At 67.7% G+C, this 16,703-nt stretch carries 16 protein-coding genes; 13 read left to right on the top strand and 3 right to left on the bottom strand.

Annotated elements, in window-relative coordinates; genetic code table 11:
• Positions 1-58 precede the first annotated feature (58 nt).
• Genes mltG through ACXJJ8_RS03085 form a run of 4 tightly spaced genes read left to right on the top strand, consistent with a single transcriptional unit; the run spans position 59 to position 3,055 of the window.
• Entirely contained in the window at positions 59-1,087 is a 1,029-nt protein-coding gene (gene mltG / locus ACXJJ8_RS03100) for an endolytic transglycosylase MltG (RefSeq protein WP_499026856.1), read from the top strand.
• Positions 1,084-1,728, top strand: a complete 645-nt coding sequence (tmk, locus tag ACXJJ8_RS03095; protein WP_499026855.1) for a dTMP kinase — start codon at positions 1,084-1,086, stop codon at positions 1,726-1,728. The genes mltG and tmk overlap by 4 nt, the downstream gene beginning before the upstream one ends.
• Entirely contained in the window at positions 1,725-2,693 is a 969-nt protein-coding gene (locus ACXJJ8_RS03090; RefSeq protein ID WP_499026853.1) for a DNA polymerase III subunit delta', read from the top strand. Before tmk ends, ACXJJ8_RS03090 begins: the two co-directional genes overlap by 4 nt.
• The gene (locus ACXJJ8_RS03085; protein WP_499026852.1) at positions 2,690-3,055 is read left to right on the top strand and encodes a PilZ domain-containing protein; all 366 of its coding nucleotides are present in this window, start codon (positions 2,690-2,692) and stop codon (positions 3,053-3,055) included. The genes ACXJJ8_RS03090 and ACXJJ8_RS03085 overlap by 4 nt, the downstream gene beginning before the upstream one ends.
• Before the next feature lie 5 nt (positions 3,056-3,060).
• Here ACXJJ8_RS03085 and ACXJJ8_RS03080 read toward each other — a convergent pair whose 3' ends face one another.
• Positions 3,061-5,112 (bottom strand): 3-hydroxyacyl-CoA dehydrogenase NAD-binding domain-containing protein, encoded by a 2,052-nt coding sequence (locus tag ACXJJ8_RS03080; RefSeq protein ID WP_499026851.1) that lies wholly within the window; start codon positions 5,110-5,112, stop codon positions 3,061-3,063.
• A 214-nt stretch (positions 5,113-5,326) separates the two neighbouring features.
• Between ACXJJ8_RS03080 and rpoE the strand changes: the two genes are divergently transcribed.
• The 7 genes from rpoE (at position 5,327) to rnc (ending at position 12,272) form a co-directional block, all read left to right on the top strand.
• Positions 5,327-5,944 carry an RNA polymerase sigma factor RpoE gene (gene rpoE / locus ACXJJ8_RS03075; protein WP_499026850.1) on the top strand — a complete coding sequence of 206 codons (618 nt, stop codon included), beginning with the start codon at positions 5,327-5,329 and terminating at the stop codon, positions 5,942-5,944.
• 8 nt (positions 5,945-5,952) lie between these two features.
• The gene (locus ACXJJ8_RS03070; RefSeq protein ID WP_499026848.1) at positions 5,953-6,870 is read left to right on the top strand and encodes a sigma-E factor negative regulatory protein; all 918 of its coding nucleotides are present in this window, start codon (positions 5,953-5,955) and stop codon (positions 6,868-6,870) included.
• A gap of 53 nt (positions 6,871-6,923) precedes the next feature.
• Positions 6,924-8,453 carry a DegQ family serine endoprotease gene (locus tag ACXJJ8_RS03065; RefSeq protein WP_499026847.1) on the top strand — a complete coding sequence of 510 codons (1,530 nt, stop codon included), beginning with the start codon at positions 6,924-6,926 and terminating at the stop codon, positions 8,451-8,453.
• A gap of 108 nt (positions 8,454-8,561) precedes the next feature.
• Positions 8,562-10,355, top strand: a complete 1,794-nt coding sequence (lepA, locus tag ACXJJ8_RS03060) for a translation elongation factor 4 (protein ID WP_499026846.1) — start codon at positions 8,562-8,564, stop codon at positions 10,353-10,355.
• Between the two features lie 36 nt (positions 10,356-10,391).
• Positions 10,392-11,189, top strand: a complete 798-nt coding sequence (gene lepB / locus ACXJJ8_RS03055; RefSeq protein ID WP_499026845.1) for a signal peptidase I — start codon at positions 10,392-10,394, stop codon at positions 11,187-11,189.
• A gap of 41 nt (positions 11,190-11,230) precedes the next feature.
• Positions 11,231-11,611 (top strand): DUF4845 domain-containing protein, encoded by a 381-nt coding sequence (locus ACXJJ8_RS03050; protein ID WP_499026844.1) that lies wholly within the window; start codon positions 11,231-11,233, stop codon positions 11,609-11,611.
• Entirely contained in the window at positions 11,595-12,272 is a 678-nt protein-coding gene (gene rnc / locus ACXJJ8_RS03045) for a ribonuclease III (protein WP_499026843.1), read from the top strand. Before ACXJJ8_RS03050 ends, rnc begins: the two co-directional genes overlap by 17 nt.
• Before the next feature lie 15 nt (positions 12,273-12,287).
• On the opposite strand, the gene recO is transcribed toward rnc, so the two are convergent.
• Positions 12,288-13,019: a DNA repair protein RecO gene (gene recO / locus ACXJJ8_RS03040; RefSeq protein WP_499026841.1), complete on the bottom strand. Its 732-nt coding sequence runs from the start codon at positions 13,017-13,019 to the stop codon at positions 12,288-12,290.
• Positions 13,020-13,022: 3 nt separating this feature from the next.
• Positions 13,023-13,919: a GTPase Era gene (gene era / locus ACXJJ8_RS03035; RefSeq protein WP_499026840.1), complete on the bottom strand. Its 897-nt coding sequence runs from the start codon at positions 13,917-13,919 to the stop codon at positions 13,023-13,025.
• 78 nt (positions 13,920-13,997) lie between these two features.
• Between era and ACXJJ8_RS03030 the strand changes: the two genes are divergently transcribed.
• Together ACXJJ8_RS03030 and ACXJJ8_RS03025 are read left to right on the top strand one after the other, a co-directional pair.
• Positions 13,998-16,013, top strand: coding sequence for a hypothetical protein (locus tag ACXJJ8_RS03030; RefSeq protein WP_499026839.1), 2,016 nt, complete (start codon positions 13,998-14,000; stop codon positions 16,011-16,013).
• A 37-nt stretch (positions 16,014-16,050) separates the two neighbouring features.
• On the top strand, positions 16,051-16,692 hold the full coding sequence (locus ACXJJ8_RS03025) for a YdbL family probable chaperone protein (RefSeq protein ID WP_499026838.1): 642 nt from the start codon (positions 16,051-16,053) through the stop codon (positions 16,690-16,692).
• The last annotated feature ends 11 nt before the right edge of the window (positions 16,693-16,703 follow it).

The raw sequence follows: 16,703 nt of genomic DNA, 5'->3' as shown, positions 1-16,703 counted from the left end.
TGGCGTGACACGCAGTCGACGCAGCCGGCGCCAGCCCGGCCCACGCCGCAGCCGCGGCATGTCCAAACTCTTCGTTCTCGTCGTGCTGCTCGCACTGGCGGCAGCGGCCTTCTGGGCGTGGCAGCGCTACACGGGGTTTGCCGATGCGCCGATGGCGGGAATCGAGCAGGGGGAAACTCTCGTCGTGAAGCCCGGCGATTCCCTGGCCAAGGTCGTCGCGCGTTTGCGCGAATCGGGTGTCGAAACCGGTCATCGGGTCGAATGGCAGGCGCTCGCGCGCGAGCTCGGCGCCGCCAACAAGCTCCAGGTGGGCGAATACGCGCTCGATCCGGGGACGTCGCCGCGCGACCTGCTGAAGGCCTTGCGCGACGGCCGGGTGATCAGCCGCGGCTTCATGATCGTGCCCGGCTGGACCATGCGCGACGTGCGTGCCGCGCTCGCGCGCGACCCCACGTTGCAGCACGAAACCGGCGAGATGACCGACGCCGCGCTGATGGCGAAGCTCGGCCACGCGGGCGAACATCCCGAAGGGCGCTTCCTGCCGGAAACCTACCAGTACGTGCGCGGCGACAGCGACCTGGACATCCTGCGTCGTGCGCACGAAGCGATGGCCCGCGCGCTCGATGCGGCGTGGGACGCACGCGCCAGGGACACCGTGCTCAAGTCGAAGGAGGAAGCGCTGATCCTGGCTTCGATTGTCGAGAAGGAAACCGGCGTGGCCGACGAGCGTCCGCAGATCGCGGGTGTATTCGCGCGGCGCCTCAAGCTCGGCATGCGCCTGGAAACCGACCCGACGGTCATCTACGGCATGGGCAGCGCGTACGCCGGCAACATCCGCAAGGCGGACCTGCAGGCCGACTCGCCCTACAACACCTACAAGATCGCCGGCCTGCCGCCCACGCCCATCGCGATGCCCGGCATCGACGCGTTGCGCGCGGTCGCCAATCCCGCGGGCGGCGAGGCCCTGTACTTCATGGCGGTCGGCGACGGCAGCGGGCGGCATGTTTTCAGCAAGAATTACGCCGACCACCAGGCCGCGTGGCGTGCGTACATGGCGCGGTATCGCGCAAGAACGCGGGCGCAATGAACGGCCTGGTGACGCAACCGCGCTTGATCACGCTGGAGGGCGGCGAGGGCGCGGGCAAGTCCACGGTCCTCAACGCCCTGCGCGATGCGTTGATGGCCACCGGTGCCGAAGTCGTCTGCACGCGCGAACCGGGCGGCACGCCGCTCGCCGAGCGCATTCGCGCGCTGCTGCTGGATCCCGCGCACGAGCCGGCATCGGCGGAGACCGAACTGTTGCTGATGTTCGCCGCGCGCGCGCAGCACGTGCGCGAGACGTTGCTGCCTGCGCTGCAACGCAATGCGTGGGTGTTGTCGGATCGCTTCACCGATTCCAGCTTCGCCTATCAAGGGGGCGGGCGCGGGCTCGATCCCGCGCTGATCGCCGACCTGGAACGCCGCTTCGTCGTCGTGCGCCCGGGGCTGACGCTGTTGCTCGACCTCGGCGTGCTGCAGGGCCGCGAACGCACGCGCGGGCGCGACCTCGTGCCCGACCGCATCGAACGCGAGCGCGACGAATTCTTCGAGCGGGTGCGCGCGTCCTACCTCGCGCGCGCCGGGGCGGAGCCTGGACGCATCCGCGTGATCGATGCATCGGCCTCCGCCGAAGACGTGGCGCTGCGCGCGACGACGCTGTTGCAGCACTACATCGAGCATGCGCTGTGACACCGCTTCCGCCCTGGCAACAGCGCATCTACGAACACCTGCTGTCGGTGCACGAAGCCGGGCGGCTCGGCCATGGCGTGTTGTTCGTCGGGCCGGCGGACATCGGCAAGCGCGCCGTCGTCGAACGCCTCGCGCAACGCGTGCTGTGCCGGCAACCACCCCCGTCGGGCCTGCCGTGCGGTGCGTGCAAGAGTTGCCAGTTGTTCGTGGCCGGCACGCATCCCGACTACAACCTCGTGAGCTTCATCCCGAACACCGAAGGCACGAAGCTACGCACCGAGATCATCATCCAGCAGATCCGCGATCTCTCGCAGCGCCTTGCGCTCACGCCGCAGTACGACGGTGCGCAGGTCGCACTCATCACGCCGGCGGACGCGATCAACCACGCCGCGGCGAACGCGCTGCTCAAGACGCTCGAAGAACCGCAACCCGGTCGCTATCTGTGGTTGCTCACCGCGCATCCCGCGCGCCTGCCCGCGACGATCCGCAGCCGCACGCATCGCGTCGAATTCCATCTGCCGCCGCGCGCCGAAGCCCTGGCCTGGCTCGGCATGCAAGGCCACAAGCCCGCGGCCGCCGAGGAAGCGCTCGATGCCGCGCGCGGCCATCCGGGCCTGGCGGACGACTGGTTGCGGAACGACGGGCTCGCGTTGCGGCGGCAGGTCGCCACCGACCTCGACAAACTGGAGCAGGGCACCGCCGGCGCGCTCGCGACCGCGCAAGCATGGGTGGCCGATGAATACGCCGGACTGCGTCTAAGACATGCGGCGGACCTTGCTTTGCAACGGGCCACGCGCTTGACCGATCCGGGGCGAACCCGCAGTCTGGCCGCGTGGTTCGATGCTGCGAACCGCACCCGCGAGCTGCTGCGCACCACGGTGCGCGCGGACCTCGCGGTCACGGAATTGTTGTTGGCCTGGCGCGGCGATGCGCCGGCGCCGGTCGCACGAGGGGACAGGAGATGAGCGCAGTGGCAGGGGCAGGCGGGGCACGGCAGGGCATCCTGTCGCTCGCCATCAAGGACAAGGCGGCGTTGTACAACGCGTACATGCCGTACCTGAAATCCGGCGGCATCTTCGTGCCGACGCCCAAGCGTTACTTCCTCGGCGACGAGGTCTTCCTGCTCCTGACCTTGCTCGAAGAAAAAGATCGCCTTCCGGTCGCCGGCAAGGTCGTGTGGGTCACGCCGCCGGGTGCGCAAGGCAATCGCGCCGCCGGCATCGGCGTCCAGTTCGCCGACAGCGCCGAAGGCGAAGCGGTGCGCCACAAGATCGAGACCGTCCTCGCGGGCACGCTGACCGCGGACAAGCCGACGCACACGATGTAGTTGCGTCAGCGCAGCGCGGGCGAATCCCACCCCGCGCGCGGCGCGAAGCGCGCACCGTACTTGCTTTCCAGCGCCTTCAACTTCGCGACGAGCACGTCCGCGCCCACCGCACGAACATGCTGGATCGGGCCGCCGCGGAACGGTGCGAACCCCGTGCCGAAGATCACGCCCGCATCGAGCAGGTCGGCATCTGCGACGACACCATCGTGCAGGGCCGCGACCGATTCGTTGAGCATCGGCAGGATCAGGCGATCCTCGAGATCGTCCGGCGCCCTGTAATCCTTCGGCAACTCCGGCTTGCGCGGTTTCCCTTCTTCCCAGGTGTAAAACCCCTGACCGTCCTTCTTGCCGCGCTTGCCGGACTCGAGCTTGTTCGCAAGGCCCGCGGGAATCGGCAACCCGAGGAAGGGCGCAAGTTCGCGCCCCACGCCCGCCGCGACATCCAGGCCCACGGTGTCGACCAATTCGATCGGCCCCATCGGCATGCCGAACTTCACGGCCGCCTTGTCGATCGCCGGGCCCGGGATACCCTCGGCGTAAGCGGCCATCGCTTCGAGCATGTACGGGAACAACACGCGGTTGACGAGGAAGCCCGGCGTGCCCGCGACCGGCACCGGCAGTTTGTCGATCGCGCGGCAGAACGCCGCGAGGCGACGCTCGGTGTCATCCGCCATGGCCTCGTGCCGGATGATTTCCACCAGCGGCATCAACGCCACCGGATTGAAGTAATGCAGGCCTGCGAAACGCGATGGCCGCGCCAGGCCCTCGCGCAATTCGCCCAGCGGAATCGACGAAGTGTTCGTCGCCAGCAATGCATCGGGTTTGAGGTGCGGTTCGACTTCCGCATACAACGCACGCTTCGCCTCCGGCTGTTCGATGATCGCTTCGATCACCAGGTCGGCGTTTTGCACGCCTTCGCCGAACAGATCGCCGCGCAGGCGCGCCGACACCGCCGGGCGTTTGCTTTCCTCCTTGACGCGTTTGGCGAACATCTCCTGCGCACGCGCAAGCGCGCCGTCGATGAAACGCTGCTCGCGATCGGCCAGCGTGACTTCGAAGCCCTTGTAGGCCGACCACGCCGCGATGTCGCCGCCCATCACGCCCGCACCGACGACGTGCACGCGCGCGATGCCGTGATCCTTGCCGCCCAGGCCCTTCAGGCGTTCCTGCAGGAAAAACACGCGCGTGAGATTGCGTGCGGTCGGCGTGGACGCGAGTTTCATCACCGACTTGCGTTCGGCGGACAGCAGCGACTGCACGCCGCCACTCGCGCGACGCCAGGTTTCGATCAACGCATACGGCGCCGGGTAGTGTTCCCTGCGCGCCTTGCGTGCGACTTGCTTGGCGAGCATCGGCGCGAGCGCCTGTCGAACCAGCCAGGTGTTCGTCAGCCACGCGAGCGCGCCCTGTTTGAACGGACGCGCCGTGCCCTTGCGTGCGAGTTCGATCGCGGCGTCGGTGAGCATCGCCGGCTCGACCACCCTGTCGACCAGGCCGATCGCCTTCGCTTGTTTGGCCGACAGCGCACGGCCGGTCAGCATCATGTCGAACGCCGCGGGCGCACCGACCAGGCGCGGCAGGCGCACGCTGCCGCCCCAGCCCGGATAGATGCCGAGCTTCACTTCGGGCAAGCCCATGCGCGTGGACGGGTCGCTGGAGGCCACGCGGTAACGGCAGGCGAGCGCCAGTTCCGTGCCGCCGCCCATGCAGTGGCCGTGGATCGCAGCGACCGTGGGACACCGCAATTCCGACAGCCGCTGGAAGACTTGCTGCCCGCGACGCAGCGCATCGCCCACGACGCCCTTCGCGTCGAAGGCCGCGAATTCGCGGATGTCGGCGCCGGCGATGAAGCCCGCCGGTTTGGCTGAGCGCACCACCAGGCCCTTCGGCGGGTCCAGCGCGAGGCGTTCGAGGATGCCGTCGAGTTCCAGCAGGACATCCTGCGCGAGCGTATTCACGCTTTCGCCCGCGCGGTCGAAGCTGAGCACGACGATGCCGTCGGCAGCGGATTCGGCACGCCAGTGGCTGAAGCGCAAACCGTCGAGACCAGCAAGCATGCGGCCACCATTCGTCGAGGTACGGGAGAGGGGTCTATGATCCCGGCGACGTTTGGATGCCGTCAATGCCGCCCCCATTAGTCTCTCGTGTCGGACGAAGGCGAGGGTGAAGCCCGAACCGACGCGCGGCGGGCCCAGTGAACTTTCCCGCCACCGACTTGTCCCAATGCCCGGCCTCGGCCGAGCTGAGCATCCAGGAGTCCCCGGCGCGGCCATGGCCACCGAAAACGAATCGCAAGAACTGGACCAGGCGCTCGTCGCGCGGGTGCAGCGTGGTGACAGCGTCGCCTTCGACCTGCTGGTGCGGAAGTACCAGCATCGCGTGCAGGCGTTGATCGCGCGTTACATCCACGACTGGAGTGAAGTCCAGGATGTCGCACAGGACACGTTCATCCGCGCGTATCGCGCGATCGGGAACTTCCGGGGCGATGCGCAGTTCTACACCTGGCTCCACAGGATTGCAGTCAACACCGCCAAGAACCACCTTGTCGCGCACAACCGCCGCCCGCCGACAGACGACATCGACGTCGCCGACGCCGAGCAGTTCGATTCCGGCATCCGGTTGCGCGACACCGACACCCCGGAGCGCGAGCTGATGCGGCAGGAAATCGAACGAACGGTGATGCGTGCGGTGGAGCGCCTGCCCACCGAACTGCGCGAAGCCATCACCCTGCGCGAAGTGGATGGATTGAGTTACGAAGACATCGCCGAACGGATGCAATGCCCGATTGGCACGGTGCGCTCGCGGATCTTCCGCGCGCGCGAGGCCATCGACGCGGAACTGCGCCCCGTGCTCGACACCGAACCGAAACGCGAGCGTGCCACCCGATGAACACCACGATGACCCACGACCCCGGCTCGAGCCAATACGATTCCGATCGCGAAGCGCTGAGCGCATTGTTCGACGGCGAACTCGTCGGCGACGTCGCACGTTTCGCACTCAAGCGCCTCGACCACGACCAGAATTGGCGCAACACCTGCGACCGCTGGCAACGCATCGGCGATGCACTGCGCGCGCAGAGCGCCGCGTTGCCGCTGTCCTTCCCCGAGCGCGTACGGGATGCCTTGCGCGATGAAGCCGCCGTCGCGGCAGTGCCCGCGCGTCGCGCCGCCGGTGGTGGCATCCGTTGGGGCAGTGTCGGCATGGCAGCCTCCGCCGCGCTGGTGGCCTTCGTCCTGGCGCGCATGCCGTTCGGTTCGGACGCCGCGCACGAGGCTTCGCCGGCACAGGTGGCCGCGCACTTGCAGCAACCGGCACCGGCGCAATCGCCCTCGACGCCGGATCCCGGCTTGCAGCAGGCCTCCGCCGCCGTGGCGATCGCCGCCGTCGCGCGTCCGTTGTCGGAGCGCGTCGCGCAACGTTCGCGGAATGTCGAACGCGGCCGCGCCGCGACCGATCGCGTGGTGAGTACCGCCGTCGGCGCGCATTCGGGTGTGTCGAATTCCGCTGCGCAGATCACCGGCGAAGCGCCGCAACCCGCGACCGCCATCGCCACGAACCTTGTCGCCGATGTGCCGGAATTGCCCGCGAGTGCGGCATTGCACGCCGGCACGTTGCACACCGGGTTGATGCAAAGCGAATCGCTCCAGGTCGAGCCCGCGCGTCCGTGGCCGCGCGCCGTCCTGCCGCGGCTCAATGGCGGCGGCACGTTGTCGGCCGATTACGCGGCCGGCCCGTCGTTCTACCCGTTCTCGCCCGGGCCGACCTTGCAGCCCGCGAATGACGACACCGCGCCCGCGGCGCCGCCGGAACCCTGACGGCACGCCGGCACGCACCCTTCCGTTCACGCCACTTCGAGGCCCCGGTCCCGATGCGCAACCTGCTCCGCAACATCCCCCTCCGCAACGCCTTCCTGGTCGCGATGACCGCGACCGCCACGTCCGCCGTCCTGCTGTCGACCGACCTGGCCGCGCAGACCGCGCCGCCCCCAACCGCGCCCGCGGCGGCGCCCGCGCCGCAGATGGTCACGGGCTTGCCCGACTTCACCCATCTCGTCGACCAGGTCGGGCCCGCGGTCGTCAACGTCACCGCCAACCTCGGCGCTGGCCAGGGCGACCAACCGGCGATGGACGACGAGGAGGAAATGCCGGAGTTCTTCAAGCGCTTCTTCGGCCCGGGCATGCCGATGCCGCAGATGCCGCCCGGTGGGGGCGGTGGCCAGGAACGTGGCGTCTCGATGGGCACCGGTTTCATCATCTCCAACGACGGCTACGTGTTGACCAACCACCACGTCGTCGACGGCGCGGATGAAGTCACGGTGCGCCTGTCGGATCGCCGCGAGTACAAGGCCAAGGTGGTCGGCAGCGACGAGCAGTCCGATGTCGCGCTGCTCAAGATCGCCGCGACCAACCTCCCGTTCCTGCGCATGGGCGATTCGCGCACGCTGCGTCCGGGGCAGTGGGTCGTGGCGATCGGTTCGCCCTTCGGGCTCGACCATTCCGTGACCGCGGGCATCGTCAGTGCAGTGGGCCGTTCCAATCCCTACGCCAACCAGCAGTACGTGCCCTTCATCCAGACCGACGTCGCGATCAACCGCGGCAACTCCGGCGGTCCATTGCTCGATACGCGCGGGCAGGTGGTCGGCATCAATTCGCAGATCTTCAGCAACTCCGGCGGCTACATGGGCGTGAGCTTCGCGATTCCCATCGATGTCGCGATGAACGCGGTCGACCAGCTCAAATCCAAGGGTCGCGTGAGCCGTGGCCTGCTGGGCATCGGGCTGGAAGGCATCGACAACGACCAGGCGCGCGCGCTGGGCCTTCCCGACACGCGCGGCGCACTCGTGCGTGAAGTGCAGCCCGACAGCGGCGCGGCCAAGGCCGGCGTGCAGCGGCTCGACGTCATCCGCGCGTTCAATGGCACGCCGATCGAGGATGCCTCGTCGCTGCCGCCGCTGGTGGGCGCCCTGCCGCCGGGTGCGAAGACGACGCTCACGATCATGCGCGACGGCAAGGCACGCGACGTGACCGTCGTGCTGGGCGAACTCGCCACGGCGCAGCCGCGCGTGATCCCGACCTCCGCCACGCCGGCACCGACCTACCGCAACCCGCTGGGCATCGTCGGCGAAGACATCGACTCGGCGCAGCGTCGCCGGCTCGGCCTGGACAACAACGAGGGCGTGGCGATCGCCCGCATCGAAGGCCTGGCCGCGCGACGCGCAGGGCTGCAGCCGGGCGACATCATCCTGGCGGTCGGGCGCAATTCCGTCGGTTCGGCGGCACAGCTGGATCGCGAACTGACCACCGTGAAGCCCGGCGACACCGCCATGCTGCTGGTGCAGCGCGGCGGGTCGAGCCGTTACATCGCCGTCTCCCCCCGCCCGGCGGCCGAAACGCAGTAACTTCTGGCCGCATCGCGCGGTCTCCGCGCCCGTCCCGGACCCGGGACGGGCCGCGGGCGCCGGTCAATCAATGCGATAATGCCGCGCTTTTTTCCCGGCCCAGGCTCGATGCAGCATATTCGCAACTTTTCCATCATCGCCCACGTCGACCACGGCAAATCGACGCTGGCCGACCGCATCATCCAACTCTGCGGCGGGCTCGAAGCCCGCGAGATGGAAGCGCAGGTCCTCGACTCGAACCCCATCGAGCGCGAGCGCGGCATCACCATCAAGGCCCAGTCCGTCTCCCTCCCGTACACGGCGAAGGACGGCATCACCTACCAGTTGAACTTCATCGACACGCCGGGCCACGTCGACTTCTCCTATGAAGTCTCCCGTTCGCTCGCCGCGTGCGAAGGCGCGTTGCTTGTCGTCGACGCCGCGCAGGGCGTGGAAGCGCAGTCGGTCGCCAACTGTTACACCGCGGTGGAGCAGGGGCTGGAAGTCGTGCCGGTCCTGAACAAGATCGACCTGCCGACGGCCGACGTGGACCGCGTCAAGAAGGAAATCGAAGCGGTCATCGGCATCGACGCCGAGGACGCGGTGGCCATCAGCGCGAAGACCGGCCTGAACGTCGCCGACGTGCTCGAGGCGATCGTGCACCGCATCCCGCCGCCGAAGCCGCGCGACAGCGACAAGCTGCAGGCGCTGATCATCGACTCCTGGTTCGACAACTACCTCGGCGTCGTGAGCCTGGTGCGCGTGATGCAGGGCGAGATCGTGCCGGGCGCGAAGATGCTGGTGATGTCCACCGGCCGCACGCACCAGGTCGAAGGCGTCGGCGTGTTCACGCCCAAGCGCAAGCCGCTGAAGAAGCTCGGCGCGGGCGAGGTGGGTTGGATCACGGCGTCGATCAAGGACGTGCACGGCGCGCCGGTCGGCGACACGCTCACGCTGGCCGCCGATCCGGCGACCCAGCCGCTGCCGGGCTTCCAGGAAATGCAGCCGCGCGTGTTCGCCGGCCTGTTCCCGGTGGATGCCGAAGACTATCCGGCGTTGCGCGAAGCGCTCGAAAAACTGCGCCTCAACGACGCCGCGCTGCGCTTCGAACCGGAAAGCTCCGAGGCGATGGGCTTCGGTTTCCGCTGCGGCTTCCTTGGCATGCTGCACCTGGAGATCGTGCAGGAACGCCTGGAGCGCGAGTACGACCTCAACCTGATCACCACCGCGCCGACGGTGATCTACGAAGTGCTGAAGACCGACGGCACCGTACTGTTGCTCGACAACCCGGCCAAGCTTCCGCCGACGAACTACATCGAGGAAATCCGCGAGCCGATCATCCGCGCCAACGTGCTCACGCCGCCGGACTACGTGGGCAACGTGATCACGCTGTGCGAGGAGAAGCGCGGTTCGCAGGTCGGCATCACGTACATGGGCAGTCAGGTGCAGATCAGTTACGAGCTGCCGATGGCCGAAGTGGTGCTCGATTTCTTCGATCGCCTCAAGTCCGTCTCGCGCGGTTACGCCTCGCTGGACTATCAGTTCGTGCGCTTCCAGGCCGGCCCGTTCGTGCGCGTGGATACGCTGATCAACGGCGACAAGGTCGATGCGCTGTCCATCATCACCCACCGTGCGCACTCCGAACGCCGGGGCCGCGACCTCACCGAGAAGATGCGCGAGTTGATCCCGCGGCAGATGTTCGACGTGGCGATCCAGGCCGCGGTCGGCGCGCAGATCATTTCGCGCAGCACGGTCAAGGCGCTGCGCAAGAACGTGCTGGCCAAGTGTTACGGCGGCGACGCCTCCCGCAAGAAGAAGCTCCTCGAAAAGCAGAAGGCGGGCAAGAAGCGGATGAAGCAGGTCGGTCGCGTGGAGATTCCGCAGGAAGCCTTCCTCGCCGTCCTGCAGGTCGATAACAAGTAAGCTTGCCCCGGCACGGACCGGCAACAAGGAGCTGGCATGGTGTGGTTCGAAACGATCCTGGTGGTGTTGACCCTGCTCACCGGGATCATCTGGCTTGGGGACAAGCTGTTCTTCGCGAAGCGTCGCAAGGAGGACGCCGGCCTGCTCGACGAGAAAGAGCCACTGCTCGTCGACTACTCGCGCGCGTTCTTCCCGGTGCTGGCCATCGTGCTGGGCCTGCGCAGCTTCGTCGCCGAGCCCTTCCGCATCCCGTCCAGCTCCATGATGCCCTCGCTGCTGATCGGCGACTTCATCCTGGTCAACAAGTTCGCCTACGGCCTCCGCCTGCCCATCAGCAACAAGAAGTTCGTCGCCATCGGCGAGCCCAGGCGTGGCGACGTGGTGGTCTTCAGGCCGCCTCACCACCCCGACCAGGACTGGATCAAGCGCGTCATCGGCCTGCCGGGCGACACCATTGCCTACCGCGACAACACCGTGTTCGTGAACGGCGTCGCGCTGAAGTACCAGCAGATCGGCGAATATGCCGGCAAGGGGCAGGGGATGGACATGACCGGCGCGGACCTGCGGCAGGAAGGCCTGCCGGGTCGCCCGCACCCCGTCCTGGAACGCGAGGACTCTCCGTTCTCCATGCAGGGGGAAGGGGAATGGGTGGTCCCGCCCGGTCACTATTTCGTGATGGGCGACAATCGTGATAATTCTGAAGACAGCCGTTTCTGGGCGGTGCACTTCCTGCCGGAGGAGAACCTCCGCGGCAAGGCATTCCTGATCTGGTTCAACTGGGACAAAGAGGCCGGTGGCGTGGATTTCTCGAGGATCGGCTCGAACATCCCGTAGCCGTCGCCGCACTTGAATCGACCCGAGGGGAAGGGGACAACATGAAGCGTTCGCAAAGCGGCATCTCGATGTTGGGATTCATCATGATCCTCGCGGTCGTGGGCGTCGGCGTGTACGTGGGAATGAAGGTCATCCCGATGTACACCGAGTTCTACGCGGTGAAGAAGTCCCTTGAGGGCGTGGCGCTCGAGCCGGGCGTCAACAACGCGCCGCCGGATCGCCTCAAGACGATGTTCTTCCGCCGCCTCGACGTGAACTACTCGGAAAACGTGAAGCCCGAGAACGTCGCGGTCGAGCGCATGGAAGGCGGCTGGCACATGACCGTGTCGTATGAAGTGCGCCGTCCGATGATCGCCAACCTGGATGTCGTCGGCAATTTCGTCGCGGAAAAGGACATGACCCACGGTGGTCCGGCCGACTGACGCCCTCCGCCTGCCCGGATACGACTTCGTCGATCCGGGCCTGCTGGCGCAGGCGCTCACGCACCGCAGCGCCGCGCCGCTGCACAACGAGCGGCTCGAATTCCTCGGCGACGCGCTCGTCAACCTGTTCGTCGCCGAAGCCCTCTACAAACGCTGGCCGCGCGCCGACGAAGGCACGCTGACGCGCGCGCGCGCCGAACTCGTTCGCGAGTCGTCGCTCGCCGCCATCGCCCGCACGCTCGACCTCGGCACGCACCTGGTGCTCGGCCCCGGCGAGATGAAGTCGGGCGGCCATCGCCGCGATTCGATCCTGGCCGACGCGGTCGAAGCCATCGTCGGCGCGATCCATCTGGATGCCGGGTTCGATGCCTGTCGCGCCGCGGTCCTGCCGTGGTTCGAAGCGGCCATCGAGGCGCTGCCGCCGCCGAACAAGATCGGCAAGGACGCGAAGACGCGCTTGCAGGAGTGGTTGCAGGGGCGCGGGAAACCGCTGCCCGTGTATCGCCTGGTCTCCGAGAGCGGCGACGAACACGCGAAGATCTTCCGCGTCGCCTGCACCGTGGCCGATCCCGCCGTCGAAAGCGAAGGCGAAGCCACGTCGCGCCGCGCAGCGGAGCAACTGGCGGCCGAGGGCGTGCTGCAGAAAATCGATCCGGCCTGAGCCATCGGCGTTGAATCAGCGCGGCTTCGACAACCGCCCCAGTTCCGCCAGCATCTCCCACGACTTCAACCCGCGCGCCCCCAGGTGATACGCGAGCACCTCGCGCATCGTGCGGCGCAGGCTCGCAAGATCGTCGGACTCCGGTTGCACGTCGCCGGCCAACGCCAACAACGCGCTTCCGGTTGCGGCCATGTCGCGATCGGTCTGTCCCCGATCGTGACGAACGCGCCGCGCCCCTTGTTCGGGATCGAGGCGATAGCGCGCTGCAGGATCCAGCGGCGTGCCGTCGGTATCGGCATCCAGGACCAGGCCGAATCCGAGCGCTTCGAGCAGGTCGCGTTCGAACCGGCGCAGCGTCCACGCCAGCGGTGCGTCGCTGGCCAGGTGCGTGCGTACTTCGCCGTACGCGTCGAACAATTCGGGGAGCGCATCGCCGCGTGGCGCCAGGCGCAGGACCAGTTCGTTGACATAGAACGCGGCGAGCGCGGCGTCGCCTTGCAGCAGGGGCGCGGCATCGAGCGCTTCGGCACCGCGCAATTGCGCGAGTTCACCGCGCAGCACCGCATCCAGGCGAATGTGTTGCATCGGCTGCAGCGCTGCGCGCAGCACGTGTCGCTTCGGTCCCTGCACGCCGCGCGCGATCAGGCCCATGCGGCCCTGTTGGTCGGCGAGGACTTCCACGAGCAGACTCGTCTCGCGCCACGGGCGCGCGTGCAGCACGTACGCGGCTTCGCCGGTGATGCGCACGCGTCAGTCGTGGTATCCGAGCGTACGCAACGCGGCTTCGTCGTCCGACCAGCCCTCGCGCACGCGCACCCAGGTCTCCAGGAACACCTTGCCGTCGAACAGGCGTTCCATCTGTTCGCGCGCACGCGTCCCGATCTCGCGCAGGCGCTCGCCCTTGTTGCCGATCACGATGGCCTTCTGCCCGTCGCGTTCGACCCAGATCACCGCGTTGATGCGCCACATCCGGCCGTCGAGTTCGAACTTCTCGATCTCCACGGTCGTTGCGTACGGCAGTTCGGCCCCGAGCTGGCGCATCAACTGTTCGCGCACGAGTTCACCGGCGAGGAAGCGCTGGCTCTTGTCGGTGATCTCGTCTTCGCCGTACAGCGCGGCCTGTTCGGGCACGAGCTTGAGCAGGTCGTCGACGAGCGCCTCCAGGCCTTTCTTCTTCAGCGCGGAAATCGGATGCACCGCGGCGAATTCGCGTTCGGCCGCGACCTTCGCGAGGAAGGGCAGCAGCGTGGTCTTGTCCTTGATGCGGTCGACCTGGTTCACCGCGAGCACGACGGGCACGCCGGCTTCCTTCAGCGCTTCGTAGGCCAAGGTGTCTTCGTCGTCCCAGCGTCCGGCTTCGATCACCAGCAAGGCTGCGTCCACGCCTTCCAGCGCACCGCGCGCGGCGCGGTTCATCCAGCGATTCATCGCGCGCTTCTGCTCGCGATGCAGGCCGGGGGTATCGACCAGCATCAGTTGCCCGTGCGGGAACGTGGCGATGCCGAGCAGCCGGTGGCGCGTGGTCTGGGGGCGGTTGGAGGTGATGCTGATCTTGAAACCGACGAGCGCGTTGACGAGGGTCGACTTGCCCACGTTCGGGCGGCCGATCACGGCAACGTGGCCGGCGCGGAAAGGTTGGGTATCCATGGGCGGGGATTGTAGTCCCCCGGCGGTTCCGGGGCCCGTCATCCGCAATGACGAGGTTGCCGCTATCCTCCCGCCCCAATGACGCGCGCACTGATCACCGTCTGCCTCCTGGCCCTCGCGGCCAACGCGCACGCGCGCACGCTGGAGGCGGACATCGCGAAGATCACCTTGCCGATCGGCACGCTCGAAGGCGTCCACGTGCAACTGGACTGGCCCGCGGACGCACCGCAAGGCACCTTGCGGCTGCGCACGGCGCACCTGGCGGCCCCGGACCTCGGCGTCGACGCGCGCAACCTCGCGTGGACCTGCCCGTTGCAGCGCATCGATGCACACGGCTGGGGCTGCGACGGCGAATTGCGCGCCGGCAAACACACCTTCCGCCTCGGCATCGCCTTCGACGAAGCCGGCCTGTCGGGCAGCCTGCGACAAGGCCGCGGCACGATGGCCGTCCAGCGCGGCACCGCGACGCCCGACCTCACGCGCATCGATCTCACCCGCGTTCCGATCGCATGGGCGCAAAGCCTGTTGTCGAAAAGCTGGGCCGACGCACGCCTGCAAGGCGGCACGCTCGATGGACGCGTCGATGTCGCCGCGCCGAAGCAAGCCCCGCTGCGCATCTCCGGGAAGTTGCAGGCCGCAGGCGTCAAACTCGAAACCACCGATGCGAGCATCGCCACCGAAAATCTTGGCGGCACGTTCGATTTCGACTATCGCATCGACGAGGCGCCACGCCCGTCGCTGCTCACGCTCGACGGTACGCTGCACGGCGGCGAACTCCTCGCGGGCAGCGCCTACATCGCTTTGCCGACGACGCCCGTGCGCCTGTCGATCAGGGGCGAACATCGCGACGGCGCGGGTTGGTCCTTGCCGTCGATCGCGTGGATCGACGGCGACACGCTGACCGTGCGCGGCCGCGCCGCGTTCACGGAGGACGCCACGCTGCGCCTGCTCGATGTCACGTTGCACAGCGGGGACCTCGCCCCCGTGCGCGACCGTTATCTCTCCGGTCCGCTCGGCACCGCGGGCCTGTCCGATCTCCGGCTGGCCGGCGCGCTCGATGCGCAATTGCACTATGAAGGCGAGGCGCTGCAATCCTTCAGCGTCGTGCCGCGTGCGGTCGACATCGAAGACGGCGATGCACATCGCTTCGCCTTCATCGGCCTGGGCGGCGACCTGCGTTATTCGCGCACGACACCGGTGGAGAGCGCGCTGACCTGGCGCGAGGGATCGCTGTACGAATTGCCCTTCGCACAGGCGCGCTTGTCGATGCGCAGCGCAGGCGGCGCGATCGCGCTCACCGACGCCGTGCCCGTGCCTTTCCTCGGCGGCACGCTGCGCTTCGAAAACATGACGCTGCGTCCGCCGTCGGGCGGGCAGGGCGCCGATGCGGTGTTCGGCCTCGGCGTCGAACACCTGGACATCGGCAAACTTGCGACGACCTTCGGCTGGCCCGCCTTCCGCGGCGAACTCACCGGACGCCTGCCGCGCGCGCATTACGCGAACGAACGGCTCGACTTCGAAGGCGGTCTGTCGATGGCGATGTTCGACGGGCGCATCGACGTCTCGTCGCTGTCGATGGAACGCCCCTTCGGCGTCGCGCCCACGCTCGCGGCCGACCTTGCGATCGAAGACCTCGACCTGCTCGCGCTGACGGAGGTCTTCGACTTCGGCAGCATCAGCGGGCGGCTCGACGGGCGCATCGATGCCCTGCGCCTGGTCGACTGGGCCGTGACCGCCTTCGACGCCGACCTGCACACCGACCCCACGCACAAGACCCGCCAGCGCATCAGCCAGCGCGCCGTACAGAGCATTTCCAGCGTCGGCGACAGCTCCATCGTCTCCAGCCTGCAGGGGAAACTGATCGGGCTGTTCGACGACTTCGGGTACAAACGCATCGGCATCGGCTGCCAGCTGGCCAACGAGGTGTGCCGCATGCGGGGCATCGGTTCAGCCGGCGACGGATTTACTATCGTCCAGGGCGCGGGCCTCCCGCGCCTGACGGTCGTCGGCATCCACGACAACGTGGATTGGCCTACGCTGGTGGAGCGCCTTGCGGCGGTCGCCGGCGGCGAGGTGACCCCCGAGGTCCGCTGATGGACGATGCCACCCAACCTACCCGAGGAGTGTTTCGATGTCCGGCAAAGCCCGCAGCAAGTTCGCGCCGACCGCGGCGAGTTTCGCCGCCATGGCGCTGCTCAGCGCCTGCGTCACCATCAACGTCTATTTCCCCGCGGCCGAAGCGAAGGAAGCGGCGAAGGAATTCGTCGAGAAAGTGATCGGCGATGAAATGCCCGGCGCGAAGCCGGAAGCCAAGCCGGAAGAGAAGAAGCCGGGCGGTGGCGGCGGCATGGCCAGCCTGCTGCGGCGCATCGATCCGCTGAGCCTGGTCGGCATCGGCAGCGCCTACGCGCAATCGCAACCGGACATCACGATCAAGACGCCGGCGATCCAGGCGATCCAGTCGCGCATGGCGGCGCGCTTCGATGCGTCCTTGCGCAAGGGTTTCGACCTCGGCGCGCTCGGCTTCAGCAAGGATGGCCTGGTGGTGCTGCGTGATGCGGCGTCGCTGGAGTTGAAGGACCGCGTCGGCATGCAGAAGGCCGTGGCCGACGACAACCGCGACCGCGAAGCGGTCTACAAGGAAATCGCGGTCGCCAACGGCCATGCCGATTGGGAAAAGAACATCCGCAGCGTCTTCGCAAAACAGTGGGTCGACAGCGCCCGCGGCGGCTGGTGGTACCAGGACGCCTCGGGAAGCTGGAAGCAGAAATAAGACGCAGGGGG

The organism is Lysobacter sp. P5_C4 (assembly GCF_054049695.1).
This window is presented reverse-complemented; position numbering and strand designations above follow the sequence as displayed.